Here is a 15,075-nt window from a genome sequence, read left to right as displayed (position 1 = left end):
CCTACTGGCTGCCGGCCTTGTAGCCGACACCGCGGACGGTCACCACGATCTCGGGGTTCTCCGGGTCGTGCTCGACCTTGGAGCGCAGTCGCTGGACATGCACGTTGACCAGCCGGGTGTCCGCGGCGTGCCGGTAGCCCCAGACCTGTTCGAGCAGGATCTCGCGGGAGAAGACCTGGTGCGGCTTGCGCGCCAGGCAGACGAGCAGGTCGAACTCGAGCGGCGTGAGCGCGATCGGAGAGCCGTCGCGGGTGACGGTGTGGCCGGCGACGTCGATGACGAGGTCGCCGATCGCGAGCGCCTCGGAGTCGGCGTCGTCGAACTTGCGCATCCGGGCTCGGATGCGGGCGACCAGCTCCTTGGGCTTGAACGGCTTGACGACGTAGTCGTCGGCGCCGGACTCGAGGCCGACGACGACGTCGACGGTGTCGCCCTTGGCGGTGAGCATGACGATCGGTACGCCGGACTCGGCGCGGATCTGCTTGCACACCTCGATGCCGTCGAGACCGGGCAGCATCAGGTCGAGCAGGACGAGGTCCGGACGGTAGTCACGGAACGTCGCCATCGCCTCGTCGCCGCGGCCGCAGAGCTCGGAGTCGAATCCCTCCTGGCGCAGGACGATCGAGAGCATCTCGGCGAGAGAGGCGTCGTCGTCGACGACGAGGATGCGACCCTTCGTGCCCGGGTCCACCGTGGTGCTCATGGGATCGATTCTGCCTTAGCGGTCGTAAATGCCGCGGACGTCATACGGATCGGTCGGCGTAGCCGCCGACCCGTATGACGTCCGAGAGGGGGTGGATCAGTAGCGGTAGTGCTCCGGCTTGTACGGGCCCTCGACCGGGACACCGATGTAGTCGGCCTGCTCGGTGGTCAGCTCGGTGAGCTCGACGCCGAGGGCGTCGAGGTGCAGCCGGGCGACCTCCTCGTCGAGGATCTTCGGCAGCACGAAGACGCCGACCGGGTACTCGTCGGTCTTGGTGAAGAGCTCGATCTGAGCCAGCACCTGGTTCGTGAACGAGTTCGACATGACGAACGACGGGTGACCGGTCGCGTTGCCGAGGTTGTAGAGACGACCCTCGGACAGGACGATCACCGACTTGCCGTCGGGGAAGGTCCAGGTGTCGACCTGCGGCTTGATGTTGTCGCGGACGATGCCCGGAACGGCGGCGAGGCCGGCCATGTCGATCTCGTTGTCGAAGTGACCGATGTTGCCGACGAGCGCGTTGTGCTTCATCTGGGCGAAGTGCTCGACCGTGATGATGTTGTAGTTGCCCGTGGTCGTGATGAAGATGTCGCCCTCGGCGACAACGCTCTCGAGGCGCTTGACGGCGTAGCCGTCCATGGCGGCCTGCAGGGCGTTGATCGGGTCGATCTCGGTGACGATGACGCGGGCGCCCTGGCCACGCAGCGCCTCCGCCGTGCCCTTGCCGACGTCGCCGTACCCGCAGACGACGGCGACCTTGCCGCCGATCAGGATGTCGGTGCCGCGGTTGATGCCGTCGATGGCGGAGTGGCGGGTGCCGTACTTGTTGTCGAACTTCGACTTGGTGACGGAGTCGTTGACGTTGATCGCCGGGAAGAGCAGCGAGCCCTCCTTGAACCGCTCGTAGAGGCGGTGCACGCCGGTGGTCGTCTCCTCGGAGACGCCCTTGATGCTGTTGGCGATCGTCGTCCAGCGCTGCGGGTCGTTCTCGATCGAGCGACCGAGGACACGCAGCACCTCCTTGAACTCGTGGTTGTCGGTGGTGTCCGGCGAGGGGACCGCGCCGGCCTTCTCGAACTCGACGCCCTTGTGGACGAGGAGCGTGATGTCACCGCCGTCGTCGAGGAGCATGTTCGGGCCCTCGCCGCCGAAGTCGAAGACCTGCTCGGCGAGGTCCCAGTACTCGGCGAGGGTCTCGCCCTTCCAGGCGAAGACCGGCGTGCCCTGCGGGGCGTCGACGGTGCCGTTCGGGCCCACGACGACGGCCGCGGCCGCGTGGTCCTGGGTCGAGAAGATGTTGCAGGAGGCCCAGCGCACGTCGGCGCCGAGGGCGACCAGCGTCTCGATGAGGACCGCGGTCTGGATGGTCATGTGGAGCGAGCCGGCGACGCGCGCGCCAGCAAGCGGCTTGGTGTCGCCGTAGCGCGCACGCAGAGCCATCAGGCCGGGCATCTCGTGCTCGGCGAGGGCGATCTCCTTGCGGCCGTACTCGGCCAGGCTCAGGTCAGCAACCTTGTAGTCCATGACAACTTCCTTGTGCTGGAGTCGACGTCTGCGGCGCATCTGCGCTCCTCCGGGATCTCCCGCGCATGACGTTCCAGAGCAGACTACAAGCGGGTACGCCGACCGGCTGAATCTGCGCGACCGGTCAGTGCGCCTCCGCGCCGTGCCGACGCCCGAACGGCAGCAGGTGCGTCACAGCGACGATCAGGCCACCGACCACGAGTCCGACCACGAAGGACACGAGCGTGTTGAACAGCCACCCGGCCAGGGCGCCGACCCCCTGCACTTGGTGGTGGATGTCCTCCTCCGCGTGGTGCACGGTGTCGTAGGGCCAGTGCCACCCGACCTCTGCGGCGTTGCTGAGCAGGATGTGCCCGCCGACCCACAGCATGGCGATCACACCGACGACCGAGATGACCGCCAGCAGTCTCGGCATCGCCGCGACCAGACCGCGGCCGACCGCGCGGCTGAACCGCGAGCGGCGCTGGGCGAGGCTGAGTCCGGCGTCGTCCATCTTCACGATCAGCCCGACGACGCCGTACACCCCGATCGTGATCGCGATCGCCACCACGACGAGGATCGCCAGCCGCGCCCAGAAGGACTGGTCGGCCACCTCCTTGAGGGCGATCACCATGATCTCGGTGGACAGGATCAGGTCGGTCCGGATCGCGCTGGCCACCAGCGTCTTCTCGTCCTTGCCGTCGGGATGCGGACTCGGCAGGTCACCGACGACGTCGTCGTGGTGCCGCAGCCGCTCCCAGACCTTCTCCGCACCCTCGAAGGCGAGGTAGGCACCGCCGACCATGAGGATCGGTGCGATCAGCCACTCCATCCACTGGCTCAGCACCAGCGCGACCGGCAGGATGATCAGCAGCTTGTTGCGCAGCGAGCCGATCGCGATCTTCTTGATGATCGGGAGCTCGCGCTCGGCGGCGATGCCCTGGACGTACTGGGGGGTGACCGCCGTGTCGTCGACCACCACGCCGGCCGCCTTCGCGGTCGCCTTGCCCGCGGCCGCGCCGACGTCGTCGACCGAGGCCGCGGCGAGCTTCGCGATCGCCGCGACGTCGTCCAGCAGGCCGAACAGCCCCGCGCTCATCCGGGGTCCCCACCGAGTTCTGTGTGGAGCGAGCGCAGCGGGTGGAGCGCAGAACTCGGTCGGGTGGTCATGCGGGAAGGCTAGTGCGACGCGGGCACCGGGTCGCGATCGGTGGTCGGGTGCATCGGGCGCCGATCCGTCTCGGCCTCCGCGTTGGCCGCGACGACGGCGAGCTCGGTGGCCTGGCGCAGCCGCTTCTCGGCATGGCCGAGCGGGTCGATGACGCGCAGCAGCGTGCCGGCCACCGGCCGCCACGCCAGGAACAGCGCGATCGCGACGGAGATCGCGCTCGTGACGATCAGCGCGAGGACGCCGTGGTCGTGCGCCCAGCCCGCGTAGCCGACGTAGTGCAGCGACTTGATGAAGAAGCCGTGGCAGAGGTAGACGACCAGCGTCATCGACCCCATCCGCGTGAACCAGCCGGTCTTGGAGGTCATCAGCGCGAGCAGCGCGACGGCACCGATCGCACCGGCCACCAGCACGATCAGACGGGTGGCGTAGCCATGGGTCGGGCTCGCGCCCATCGCGGTGTAGGTGTCGTTGTAGTAGAGCCACTCCCCCGTTCCGGCCCAGGAGCGCAGGTGGCCGCTCAGGAACCAGATCGCGATCATCACGGCGACGGCGGCGTACCGGGCGGTCGTGGTCCGCAGCCAGGCGAGACGCTCGGGGGTCGCGTGCAGGCCGAGCACGAAGAACGGCAGGAAGCCCAGGACACGGGCGAGGTCGAGGGTGGCGTCGGTGACGAGGCCACCGAGCAGGCTGGCGACGACGGCGACCGGCAGGGCGATCCACGGCGAGCGCAGCAGCGGGCTCGCCAGACGCCAGATGAAGAGGGCGGGGAGGTACCAGAGCGGCCAGTGCGGATCGATCCACAGGTGCTGCAGGTGCTCGCCGCCGGCCCACAGCCGGAACATCGCGAGCGCGGCCTCCACGATCACGTACGGCACCGCGACCGAGCGCACCAGCGACCACAGCCTCGGCCCGGTCCACTCGAACCCGCGGGACAGGTAGCCGGTGATGAGGACGAACGCCGGCATGTGCCAGGTGTAGAGGAAGTCGTAGAGGTGGTTGTCCAACGCGTTGTCGGCCAGCATCGTCCAGGAATGGCCGACGACGACGAGCGTCACCAGCAGCATCTTGGCGTTGTCCAGGCGGGGATCGCGCAGAGATCTCACCGGACCTGGGTACCCAACGACCCTCGGAGAGACACGCGAGGGCGCTGTGAGGTGCTCCTCAGTCCTCCACGAGACCGATGCGCAGGTACGCCGCGCTGTAGGTGCCCGAGAGCAGCAGCTCGGCGTATCGCGCGACCTCGCCCGCGGCCTCGGCCGCCACCACCTCGACGCGGACGCCGCGCTCGTCGGCCGCCCTGGTCAGCGCGTTGCGCTGCTCGTGCCGCACCGGGTCGTCGGCGCCGTCGTCGAGCACCACGAGCACGGGGCGCGCGCTCCCCTCACCGTCGACCGGGTCGTCGAAGACCGTGTGCTGGCGGGCCGCCTCGATCACGGGCAGCAGGTGCTCGGCGTCGCCCGCGAGGGCGCCCCGTCCGCTCGCGAGCCGGATCGACTCGGCGACCCGGCGGGCAGCGCGGGCGGCCAGCACGGAGCCGCCCCAGACGAGGGGCAGGGAGTCGGCCAGGGTCAGCGCGAGCACCTTGCCGGGGTTGACCGAGACGTCGCGGTGGGGCGAGCAGGCGATCGCCACCTGGTCGAGGGCCGTCGCGACGTCCTCGGGGTCCGCACTGGGACCGAGCCCGGTGCGATCGAGGAAGGAGAGCATGAGGACGGCGACGGCCAGCTGGTCGCGGGTGGTGACCGGCAGCACCGTGGCGTCACGGCCCACGGCGTGCTCGGCGACGAGGGACCGCTCCGGGCAGGCGACCACCACCTGGCAGCCGCGCCGCACTGCCTCCGCCACGGCGCTGGCCGTGCCGGCGTCTCCGCCGTCGGGGGCGAGCACCACGACCAGGTCGAGACTGCCGACCCAGCCGGGCAGGTTCGGCGACGGCCAGGCCACAAAGGGCACCGGGCACGAGGGCTCCAGGACCGCGCGGACCAGGCGCGAGTCAGGCCCGGCGGCCACGACGGCACGCGGCCGGCCCGAGGACGCCGCGCGTTCGAGGGCGAGGTCGAGCGCGGTCGCGGCCTCGGCCGCCTCCCGCCGTACGCGGGCACCTGACTCGGCGAGCCAGCGCAGCCGTACGTCGGCGCCGGCGAGCGCCTGCTCGTCGTCGAGCCGTGACTCGTCGAACCAGGTGGCCATCGGACCGTGCCTCAGGCCGGCTTCCGGGCCTCGTCGACCAGGAGCACGGGGATCCCGTCACGGACCGGGTAGGCGTTGCCGCAGCTGCCCTGGCAGACCAGCTCGCCTCCCTGAGCCGGGTCCCCGGGGCTCGTCTCCACGGGCAGCAGGGCGCCGTGGCACTGCGGGCAGACGATGATCTCCAGCAGCTTCTCGTCAAGGCCGAGCGTGGTGGCCATGTCAGGTGTCCTTCCGGATGATCGCGAGCACCTCGTCGCGGAGGTGCTCCATGGTGGGGGTGTCCTTGCCCTCGACGTTGAGCCGCAGCAGCGGCTCGGTGTTGGAGGCGCGGACGTTGAAGCTCCAGTCAGGGGTGCTGACCGTGAGCCCGTCGAGCCGGTCGAAGCTCACCGCTTCGCGATCGGCGTAGGCGCGCTCGATCTCCTCGAGCACGGCCTGCTGGTCGGCGACGGTGGAGTTGATCTCGCCCGACAGCGGATAGCGCTCGTACGGCGCGAGGAGCGCGCTGAGCGTGCCGTCGGTCTCCGCGAGCGCGGCCATCGCGTGGAGCGCGGCGAGCATGCCCGAGTCGGCCCGCCAGAAGTCGCGGAAGTAGAAGTGACCCGAGTGCTCGCCGCCGAAGACCGCGTCGGTCTCGGCCATCGTGGCCTTGATGAAGGAGTGCCCGACGCGGGTGCGCACCGGCGTGCCGCCGAGCTCGCTCACGATCTCCGGGACCGCCCGGCTGGTGATCAGGTTGTGGATGACCGCGCTGCCGGGTGACTTGGCGAGCTCGCGGGCTGCGATGAGCGCCGTCAGGGTCGACGGCGAGACCAGCTCGCCCCGCTCGTCGACGAGGAAGCACCGGTCGGCGTCACCGTCGAAGGCCAGCCCGACGTCGGCGCCGGTCTCGCGCACCTTCGCCTGCAGGTCGCGCAGGTTCTCCGGCTCGATGGGGTTGGCCTCGTGGTTCGGGAACGAGCCGTCGAGGTCGAAGTAGAGGGGCACCAGGTCGATGCCGGGCAGCTTCGCGAAGACGGCCGGCGCGGTGTGGCCGGCCATGCCGTTGCCGGCATCGACGACGACCTTCAGCGGACGCCCGGAGACCGGGGCGAGGCCGAGCAGGTGGTCGACGTAGTCGTCGAGGGTCTCCTGCTCCTCGATGGTGCCGGTGCGCTGCTCGCCTGCGGCCGAGCCCTGCAGCACACGGTCGCGGATCTCGGCCAGGCCGGACTCCATGCCGACGGGCGCGGCGAACGCGCGGCACTGCTTGATGCCGTTGTACTGCGCCGGGTTGTGGCTGGCGGTGAACATGACACCGGGCAGGCCGAGGTGACCGGAGGCGAAGTAGAGCTGGTCGGTGGAGCAGAGGCCGATCATGACCACGTCCGCGCCGGCCTCGTTCGCGCCATCGGCATAGGCGCGCGCGAGCGACGGCGAGCTCGGCCGCATGTCGTGACCGACCACGATCCGCCGCACCGGACCCTGCGGGCCACCGAGCACCTCCACGAAGGCTCGACCCGTCGCGCGGGCCAGGTCCTCGTCGACCTGGTCCGGCACGGTGCCGCGGACGTCGTAGGCCTTGAAGACGGCGGAGACGTTCGCGGGGTCGAGGGACGAGGCCATGGTCCAGAACCCTAGAGGATGCGCGGTCGCGCGGAGCAGCCGGTCAGTCGCTGGTGAGGACCCGCAGGTGACCCTTGCGGTGCGTCTCGCGCGAACCCGTCTCGGCGACGGGCCGCGGCGCGGGCTGCACCGGGCGCCCCGCCTCGCGGACGGCGTCGGCCAGGGCCAGGAGGTCGTCGTTGGACGGGCCGGGGTCGATGGGCCCTGTCGCGAGCCGGAGGACCTCCCAGCCACGCGGGGCCGACAGCCGCTCGCTGTGCTCGGGGCAGAGGTCGTAGGCGTGCGGCTCGGCGTAGGTCGCCAGCGGACCCAGGACCGCTGTCTGGTCGGCGTACACGTAGGTCAGGGTCATGACCGCAGGGCGGCCACAGGCCGTACGTGAACAGCGACGGGCGGGACTCACGAGGCAGACCGTACCGCCCGTCGGGGGTCACGCGGACTAGGCTCGCGGATGTGCTGGCGGAACTGGTGATCGACATCGGCCGGCGTCGCGCGGGACAGCGTGGCCGGAGGGACCGCCGAGGCCGCGGAATGCGCGGGCCCGGCGTCGCGCCCCAGGTGCCCGGAGTGCCGGAGCTGCGCACGGCCAGGGAGCGCTTCGACGACCTCGCCCTCGGCATCATCAGCGAGGTCGACGCGGCGTGGGCGGACCGCCTCGGGCTCGTGGAGTACGCCGTCGAGGACGCACCCCAGCTGCCCGACGACTGGTCCGTCGACACCGTCCCGCTGTCGTCGCTCGTGCGCGGCTCCGGCGCGACGCCGACCAGGCTGGTGCTCTTCCGGCGCCCCATCGAGCACCGCTGCGAGACCCGGTCCGACCTCGAGGCGATGATCCTGACGGTCGTCGTCGAGCAGATCGCCGAGCTGCTCAACGTGGAGCCGTCGGTGATCGACCCGCGCTACGAACGGGACTGACCCCTCCTGGTCAGCGGCGTCCAGGCGCGACGGCCGGCACGGCGCCGGCACGCACCAGCTCGCGCAGCCGTACGACGGCCGAGCCGCCGTCCTGCACGAGCACCGCGCCTCGCAGCGCCGTGCGCTGGGGCGTGACCTCCACGGACGCCGCCCGGTCCGGGAGGTCGAGCGAGGCACCCTCGTCGGGTTGGAGGGACACGCGCTGGTTCAGCAGCTCGGTGCCGTCGGCGGCGCGTGCCACGACCGTCGCCACGCCGACCGCATCCGCGCCGGCCAGGACCAGCCGCTTCTTGCCGCCCGGGAGCACGGCCGTCGTCGGGTTGAACACCCGGCGCCCCGGCGTGAGGATCGACAGGTCTCCGTCGACCACCGAGCGCAACGAGGCGGTGACCGCCTGGTCGGCATCGACCTCCACTCCGATCGCGTCCTTGGCCGTGGGGCTCTTCAGCAGGTCGTCGAGGTAGGTGCGGGCGACGCCGTGCGGCGGGACGGTGATGGGCTTGGCGCCGGCCGGCGAGAACACCGAGCCGGCGGTGATTAGTCGCAGGGTCGCGGTGGCCTGGCCGTCGGAGTCGTTCGCGATCGTCAGGGTGTGCCGTCCGGATCCGGGCTGGACGCCGAGGAGCAGGTTGCGACGCGACGGGCGCGCCTGGGCGGGCAGCCAGTCCTCGGTCGTCGTGCCCCCGGTCAGCTTCTCGCCGCGGTCGCGGATCGCGACGCCGAGCTGGCCGCGCTCGACGACGACGTGCAGCGCGAGGTCGCCGGTGCGTGGCACGACGGTGCCGAGGTCGAGCCGGACGTGCGACCTGCCCTCCACGGCGATGCCGCGAAGCGCCGGGACCTCCAACGGGCCCTCGTCACTCAGGACGGCGACGTCGGCGACGGCCGGACCGGGGTTCGGGTTGGCCAGCTCCAGCACGGACGCGTGCGTCGGTCCGGCTCCGACGCCGGTGAACCACTGGCTCGCCGAGACGGGGGCGCAGTCAAGAGCGGTGAGCGGCTTGGAGGACGAGATCCCGGCGACGACTCCCGGCGCCAGGTCCCCCTGGCCGGCGACCACGACGGGCGCGTCCTGACCCTTGACATCGGCGACCCTGCCGGGCGCCACGGATGCCGTGGACGCACCGGCCCCGGATGTCAGCGTCAGCGTCCCGCTGGCACCGGAGGCGCTGGCGACACCCAGCGTCGACTCGTTGCCCGACCTGCCGTCGAGCGCGCTGGGACAGACCACCGAGCTGGTGGTCAGCGCGCTGGTGGTCGGTGGCGTCCGCTCGAGCGCTGGCGCGTCCGGCCGGACCACGACCAGCAGCAGCGCCACGACGAGCGGGAGCGCGATCGCCACGACGGTGGTCAGGTCGAACCTGCGGTGCGCAGTGTCACCACGGCCCGCGGGGGTGTCGGGGATCATGCCTTCCTCCTCCGCTCGACGGTGGGCGCGCACTGGACGATGACCGCGATCAGACCCACCAGTTCGACGGCCACGAGCGCGACGTGGAGCCACGAGGTCGAGCCTTGCAGGGCGTCTGCCGAGGGCTCGGTGCCGAGCTGCCAGGCGCGCGTGCTCCGGCGCTGGGCGCTGGCCTGCGTGACTCCGCTCGCGGCGTCGATCGCCGCCGACACGGCGGGGTCGCTGGGGGCCGGCTGGACGACGTACTGGATGCCGGCGGCGGCCAGCCCGTCGACCGTGTGCTGGTCGGGTCGCGACACGAACTCCTGGACCAGCGTGCTGAACCCGGTGTCCTCCGGCGTGAGCGCGAGGATCTCGTCCTCGCCCAACGTGACGCCGTCACCCCGGACGACGCTGTAGCGGACGCCGGCCGCGACGCTTCCGTGGAGCACGAGGATGCCGTGCTCGGGTCCCTCGGCAGCCGCTTGCAGCATGTACGCCGGCACGTCCGCAGGCGGCGCGTCGCCGAGCGCACCGTGGTCGCCGGCGACGGCCCAGGCGAGCCCGCCGAGCGGCACGACCAGCGCGACGATCGCGAGCCCCGCGGCCGCCGCCCGCAGCGGGCCCCTCAGGCCCACCAGCGCGCCCTGCGCACCGATGACGATGGCGACCACCGCCGCGCCCTGGACGAGCACGAGCAGGAAGGACGTCGCGGCCGGAGAGGTCTCGGCACCCAGGTTGAAGGTGACCAGCGAAAGGACCAGCGCGACGGCGGCTGCGACGAGGCCGACGACCCAGCAGACGAGCACGGGCACACGAGTGCGCGCCGGCACCAGCGCCACCACCGCGAGCACGGGCAGGACGAGACCGAGCCACCACGGCGCGCCGAGGTCGGGCAGCCGTCCGAGCGCGAGACCCCACCCGGAGGGTGCGGGGGTGGGCGGGATGCCGGCGTCCAGCAGGAGGCCGTGGCCGGCGCCGTGCAGCAGGGCCGGCAGCCACCACGCCGCGAAGAGCACGACGGGGACGCCGAGCGCGACGGCGGGAGGTCCCCACACCGAGCGGTCGCCGAGCATGCCGCCACCGCGCACCAGGAATCGGGCTGCCAGCAGCACCACGCCGGCCAGGACGACGCAGAACAACCAGGCGACGGGGGTGAACGCGACGATCAGCGCCAGCAGTAGACCGCTGCGCCAGCCAGCGCGCCACCGGCGGTCGGCGACGGGGTCTGCGAAGCCGAGTGCCGCGTGAGCGGCCCACGGCAGGGTGGCGGCGGCCACGACGGGGCCGAGTCGGCCGTCGCCCCAGGCGCCGGCGACGAGAGGGACGAGGGCGTAGGAGGTCGCGCCCCACAGGACCAGCCAGCGCGGCGAGCCCTTGATCGACAACAGCCGCCCGACCACCCGGAGCAGTCGCCAGGCACCCCACAGGGCGACGGGTGGGGCCAGCACGAGGACGGCCGTCACGGCCAGGTCCGGATTCCCGGCGAGCAGCGTGGCGAGCAGCGCCAGTGGCAGGAGGTACGGCGGCGCCGGCACCTCGCTCCCCTGGCCGATCGGGTGCCAGGACTCGACGATCAGTCGCCACCAGTGGCCGGCGCCGTCCGGCGTGGGCGACAGCCCGCCGCCGACCACGGTGCCGAACGCCGTACGCGTCGCGACGAGGAGGGCGATCACCACCACCGCGAGCAGGAGCGCGACAGGGTTCGTGAGGAACCGGGCGACCACGCCGGTGTCGCGCAGGATGGCATCGCCGTCGTACGCGTCGCCGGCCTCGATCTCCGCCTGCCGCCGCGCCGCGAAGGACGCGGGGTCCCTCTCGGCCGCCGCGGCCCGGCGACGCTCGGCGACGTCGGAGGCCTGGTTGGTCAGTGCGCCGGCGACGTCGCCGACGAAGTCGAGGCCGTGGCGGTACGGCAGCCACGGCGGTGCCAGCAGGCGCCGGACCTCGCGAGGGTCCGCGACGTCGAGCGCGCGCCGGGCGCGCCGGGCCGCCAGGACCGGGCCGGGCCTGACGTAGACGTTGAGGAGGGCTGCCAGCTCGTCGAGGGCCTCGCCGACCGAGCGGACCAGGAGGAAGCCCACCATCCGCAGCAGCGTCCCGAAGAACAGCCTGACGACCTGGAAGGGCAGCGCCCGGGCGCGAGCGTTCACCAGCAGCGTGTAGAGCGCGGCACGACGCTCCTGGTAGTGCGTGTGGCGACCGGTCAGCGGCGTCCTGCGGGCGCCGCGGTGGGCCGCCTCGGCGTGGAAGACGACCGCGTCCGGCACGACCATCGTCCGCATGCCGGCCCGGGCCGCCCGCCACCCGAGGTCGATGTCGTTGCCGAACATCGGCAGCTGCGGGTCGAATCCACCGAGCCGCTCCAGCGCCTCCCGGCGGATGAGCATGCCGGCCGTGTTGACGGCCAGCACGGTGCGTACGTCGTTGTGCTGCCCCTGGTCGTACTCGCCGCGCTCCAGGCCGGTCTCGCGGCGGCCCGTGCCGGAGATCGTCACGCCCAGCTCGAGGAGCCGGCGCAGCGACGGCCACTCGCGCAGCTTCGGCCCGAGGATGTCGAACGACGGGTCGGCCTCGGCGGCGGTGAGCAGCCACTCGAGCGCCCGCGGGTCCGGGGTGGAGTCGTCGTGCAGGATCCACAGCCACCCGGCCGGGTCGTCCCTGAGCAGCTCGAGGCCGAGGTCGACCGCCTCCGGGAAGGTCGTCGAGCTCTTGACGACGTGCAGCTCACCGAGGGCCTCCCTCAGGAGTTGCGGGCTCTCGTCCTTGCTGCCGGTGTCGATCGCGACGACGCGCGTGGGAGCGACCGTCTGCGAGCGGATGCCCTCGAGCACCGTCGGCAGCCAGCGGGAGCCGTCATGGCTGACGACGAGCAGGGCGACCGAAGGTTGAGACACGATCCGAAACCCTAACGGGCCGCCCCAGGGCCCCGGAAAAGCAGAAACCCCGAGGTGGGGCCCCCGGGGTCTTCTGCTTGTCACATCTGACTGGCTTCAGTGCGTCGCTGGCAAGGCGGAGGCCCGAAGGCGGCCTTCTGGGCGGAGCCGGCCGACGAGGGCCGACAACGCAGCCAGGGGCGTGCTGAAGCCAGTCAGACGGCGCGCTTTTTGAGCTTTCGGCGCTCCCTCTCGGAGAGACCGCCCCAGATGCCGAAGCGCTCATCGTTCATCAACGCGGACTCGAGGCAGCTGTCGCGCACCTCGCAGGTCTGGCAGACCTTCTTCGCCTCGCGGGTGGATCCGCCCTTCTCGGGGAAGAACGCTTCCGGGTCGGTCTGCGCGCACAGTGCGCGCTCCTGCCAGCCCCCCTCTTCGGCGTCCGGCTCGAGGAGAAATAGCTCTCTCACGTCATCGCCCTTTCGACCCTGTGTTGTCGACCCTGTGTCGGAACTTCATTCCCTGACCCCTTGGTGACCCACTCATCGGTGTGCGACTCGCCGGATCAAGGAAAAACAACACTGTGGGAATTACATGCCTGTCGTACCGACAAGTCAAGCCCGTCATCTGCTACGGGGACCAAGGTCGCGGGCCTCTTGCACTCGTGCTACAGCACATAGGGAACGATGACGGTCATGCGCAACATCACCGTCCTGTCCGGCGGCGTGGGCGGCGCGCGGTTCCTCGAGGGACTGCTGCACGGTATCGCCGCCGGCACGCTACCCGGGATCGACCCCGACGCCGAGGTCACCGTGGTCGCGAACACGGCCGACGACCTGTGGGCCCACGGGCTCAAGGTCTGCCCCGACCTCGACACCGTGATGTACACGCTCGGGGGTGGCATCGACCTCGAGCGAGGGTGGGGCCACGCCGACGAGACGTGGAGCGTGATGGAGGAGCTGCGGGCGTACGGCGTGGAGCCGACGTGGTTCAACCTGGGCGACCGCGACGTCGCGACCCACCTCGTGCGGACGCAGATGCTCGACGCCGGCTACCCGCTCTCCGAGGTGACGCACGCCCTCTGCCGACGCTGGCTCTACCCGCGGTACGGCGCCGGCGTCCGCCTGCTCCCGATGACCGACGACCGGGTCGAGACCCACGTCGCGATCGCCGATCCGGACGCACCCAGCGGGCGACGCGTCGTCCACTTCCAGGAGTACTGGGTCCGGCTCCGGGCGGCCGTCCCCGCCGAGCTGCTGGTCTTCGTCGGGCTCGAGGACTCGACCCCGGCCCCCGGGGTCGTCGACGCGATCACCGGGGCTGACCTGGTGATCCTGCCGCCGTCCAACCCCGTGGTGTCGGTGGGGACGATCCTGGGCGTCCCGGGCGTGCGCGACGCCGTCTCCTCGACGCGGGCCCGCGTCGTCGGCATCTCGCCGATCATCGGGGGCCACCACGTCCGCGGCATGGCCGAGCAGATGCTCACCTCCATCGGCGTCGAGGTCAGCGCGGCCGGCGTGGGCCTCCACTACGGGGCGCGCTCCTCCGGAGGCGTGCTCGACGGCTGGCTCGTCGACGCCGACGACACCGAGGCCGTGGCGCGCCTGGCCGAGGCAGGGCTGCCCGCCATCGCGGTGCCGCTGTGGATGAGCGACCGCGACGCGACCGCCGCGATGGCGGCCGCCGCGATCGGCCTCGTCGCCGACGGCGAGCCGGCGCCGTGATCACCGTCTGGGCGCCGGACGGCGTCGGCGAGATCGGCGTGGGCGACGACGTCGCGACGGCACTCCTCGATGCACTCGGCGCGACCGACTCGGCCGACACCGGCCGTCGCCTGCGTGACGGCGACGTCGTGGCGGTCACCAGCAAGGTCGTCAGCAAGGCCGAGGGCCGGGCTCGCAGCTCGACGCGGGACGCCGAGCTGCCCGGCCAGACGCAGCGGGTGGTCGCCCGGCGCGGCCCGACCACGATCGTGCGCAACCTGCTGGGCCTGACGATGGCCGCCGCCGGCATCGACGCCTCCAACGTCGCCGCCGGGACCGTGCTGCTGCTCCCCGAGGACCCCGACGCCTCGGCCCGCCGGATCCGGGTCGCACTCCACGAGCACACCGGCGCGAACGTCGGCGTCGTGGTCACCGACACGGCCGGCCGGGCCTGGCGCGACGGCCAGACCGACATCGCGATCGGCGCCGCCGGGCTGACCGTCCTGCAGTCGTTCGCGGGTCGGACCGACGCCCACGGCAATCCCCTGTTGGTGACCGCTCCGGCCGTCGCCGACGAGATCGCCTCGACGGCCGAGCTGGCTCAGGGCAAGCTGAGCAGTCGCCCGTTCGCAGTCATCCGGGGGCGCGCGGACCTCGTGCTCCCGGTGGGCGAGCACGGCCCGGGCGCGGCGACGCTCGTGCGACCCGAGGGGGCCGACCTGTTCGGGTACGGCGCCCGCGAGGCCGTCGTACGCGCTCTTGCCGGGCGACCCGTGGACCGCGCGCCGTTCGGCGCTCCGGCGAGTCGCGAGGAGCTGGCCGAGGCGGTCGCCGAGGTGACGGGCGTCGCGCCGCGACCCGACGGCGACGGGCTGCTCGTCCCGGCCGGCGACGACGCGGCACTGCGGGCTCTGGCCTTCGCTTTCGGGTGGGTGCTGAGCGCCCGATCGGACGGTCTTTCACTCATGTGCCCGCCGACTCCGTAGACTCTGCGCGACCTGCACTACCCGACCTGCACCGAG

The 15,075-nt window shown here is 71.9% G+C and carries 14 protein-coding genes; 3 read left to right on the top strand and 11 right to left on the bottom strand.

Annotated elements, in window-relative coordinates; translation table 11 throughout:
• Position 1: 1 nt before the first annotated feature.
• The 8 genes from mtrA to ABD205_RS18535 all read right to left on the bottom strand — a co-directional run bounded on the left by mtrA (position 2) and on the right by ABD205_RS18535 (position 7,575).
• Positions 2-703 (bottom strand): MtrAB system response regulator MtrA, encoded by a 702-nt coding sequence (mtrA, locus tag ABD205_RS18570; RefSeq protein ID WP_344047399.1) that lies wholly within the window; start codon positions 701-703, stop codon positions 2-4.
• A gap of 96 nt (positions 704-799) precedes the next feature.
• The gene (gene ahcY, locus ABD205_RS18565; protein WP_344047397.1) at positions 800-2,227 is read right to left on the bottom strand and encodes an adenosylhomocysteinase; all 1,428 of its coding nucleotides are present in this window, start codon (positions 2,225-2,227) and stop codon (positions 800-802) included.
• A gap of 124 nt (positions 2,228-2,351) precedes the next feature.
• Positions 2,352-3,305, bottom strand: a complete 954-nt coding sequence (locus ABD205_RS18560; RefSeq protein WP_344047395.1) for a DUF808 domain-containing protein — start codon at positions 3,303-3,305, stop codon at positions 2,352-2,354.
• Positions 3,306-3,385: 80 nt separating this feature from the next.
• A complete protein-coding gene (locus ABD205_RS18555) occupies positions 3,386-4,480 on the bottom strand; it encodes an acyltransferase family protein (RefSeq protein ID WP_344047393.1) in 1,095 nt (364 codons plus the stop codon).
• A gap of 58 nt (positions 4,481-4,538) precedes the next feature.
• Positions 4,539-5,567, bottom strand: a complete 1,029-nt coding sequence (locus tag ABD205_RS18550; protein WP_344047391.1) for an SIS domain-containing protein — start codon at positions 5,565-5,567, stop codon at positions 4,539-4,541.
• An 11-nt stretch (positions 5,568-5,578) separates the two neighbouring features.
• Positions 5,579-5,785 (bottom strand): Trm112 family protein, encoded by a 207-nt coding sequence (locus tag ABD205_RS18545; protein ID WP_344047389.1) that lies wholly within the window; start codon positions 5,783-5,785, stop codon positions 5,579-5,581.
• Position 5,786: 1 nt separating this feature from the next.
• Positions 5,787-7,172, bottom strand: a complete 1,386-nt coding sequence (locus ABD205_RS18540) for a phosphomannomutase/phosphoglucomutase (protein ID WP_344047387.1) — start codon at positions 7,170-7,172, stop codon at positions 5,787-5,789.
• 43 nt (positions 7,173-7,215) lie between these two features.
• Complete coding sequence (locus ABD205_RS18535) at positions 7,216-7,575, bottom strand: DUF3499 domain-containing protein (RefSeq protein WP_344047385.1); 360 nt, start codon at positions 7,573-7,575, stop codon at positions 7,216-7,218.
• A 50-nt stretch (positions 7,576-7,625) separates the two neighbouring features.
• On the opposite strand from ABD205_RS18535, the gene ABD205_RS18530 reads away from it, so the two are divergent.
• A complete protein-coding gene (locus tag ABD205_RS18530; RefSeq protein ID WP_344047383.1) occupies positions 7,626-8,087 on the top strand; it encodes a metallopeptidase family protein in 462 nt (153 codons plus the stop codon).
• Between the two features lie 10 nt (positions 8,088-8,097).
• On the opposite strand, the gene ABD205_RS18525 is transcribed toward ABD205_RS18530, so the two are convergent.
• The 3 genes from ABD205_RS18525 to ABD205_RS18515 form a co-directional block, all read right to left on the bottom strand.
• The gene (locus tag ABD205_RS18525; protein ID WP_344047382.1) at positions 8,098-9,495 is read right to left on the bottom strand and encodes a DUF5719 family protein; all 1,398 of its coding nucleotides are present in this window, start codon (positions 9,493-9,495) and stop codon (positions 8,098-8,100) included.
• Positions 9,492-12,371, bottom strand: coding sequence for a glycosyltransferase (locus tag ABD205_RS18520; RefSeq protein ID WP_344047380.1), 2,880 nt, complete (start codon positions 12,369-12,371; stop codon positions 9,492-9,494). The genes ABD205_RS18525 and ABD205_RS18520 overlap by 4 nt, the downstream gene beginning before the upstream one ends.
• Positions 12,372-12,565: 194 nt before the next feature.
• Complete coding sequence (locus tag ABD205_RS18515) at positions 12,566-12,820, bottom strand: WhiB family transcriptional regulator (protein ID WP_344047379.1); 255 nt, start codon at positions 12,818-12,820, stop codon at positions 12,566-12,568.
• A gap of 225 nt (positions 12,821-13,045) precedes the next feature.
• Here ABD205_RS18515 and cofD point away from each other — a divergent pair, with 225 nt between their 5' ends.
• Positions 13,046-14,074 carry a 2-phospho-L-lactate transferase gene (gene cofD / locus ABD205_RS18510; RefSeq protein WP_344047378.1) on the top strand — a complete coding sequence of 343 codons (1,029 nt, stop codon included), beginning with the start codon at positions 13,046-13,048 and terminating at the stop codon, positions 14,072-14,074.
• A complete protein-coding gene (locus ABD205_RS18505) occupies positions 14,071-15,039 on the top strand; it encodes a coenzyme F420-0:L-glutamate ligase (protein WP_344047376.1) in 969 nt (322 codons plus the stop codon). Before cofD ends, ABD205_RS18505 begins: the two co-directional genes overlap by 4 nt.
• Positions 15,040-15,075 lie beyond the last annotated feature (36 nt).

This window comes from Nocardioides panacihumi, from assembly GCF_039530925.1.
Lineage (GTDB): Bacteria > Actinomycetota > Actinomycetes > Propionibacteriales > Nocardioidaceae > Nocardioides > Nocardioides panacihumi.
This window is presented reverse-complemented; position numbering and strand designations above follow the sequence as displayed.

Coding starts and splice junctions, on each gene's coding strand:
- ABD205_RS18560 (WP_344047395.1), bottom strand. CDS start 3,305: ATGAGCGCGGGGCTGTTCGGCCTGCTGGACGACGTCGCGGCGATCGCG.
- ABD205_RS18545 (WP_344047389.1), bottom strand. CDS start 5,785: ATGGCCACCACGCTCGGCCTTGACGAGAAGCTGCTGGAGATCATCGTC.
- ABD205_RS18550 (WP_344047391.1), bottom strand. CDS start 5,567: ATGGCCACCTGGTTCGACGAGTCACGGCTCGACGACGAGCAGGCGCTC.
- cofD (WP_344047378.1), top strand. CDS start 13,046: ATGCGCAACATCACCGTCCTGTCCGGCGGCGTGGGCGGCGCGCGGTTC.
- mtrA (WP_344047399.1), bottom strand. CDS start 703: ATGAGCACCACGGTGGACCCGGGCACGAAGGGTCGCATCCTCGTCGTC.
- ahcY (WP_344047397.1), bottom strand. CDS start 2,227: ATGGACTACAAGGTTGCTGACCTGAGCCTGGCCGAGTACGGCCGCAAG.
- ABD205_RS18525 (WP_344047382.1), bottom strand. CDS start 9,495: ATGATCCCCGACACCCCCGCGGGCCGTGGTGACACTGCGCACCGCAGG.
- ABD205_RS18540 (WP_344047387.1), bottom strand. CDS start 7,172: ATGGCCTCGTCCCTCGACCCCGCGAACGTCTCCGCCGTCTTCAAGGCC.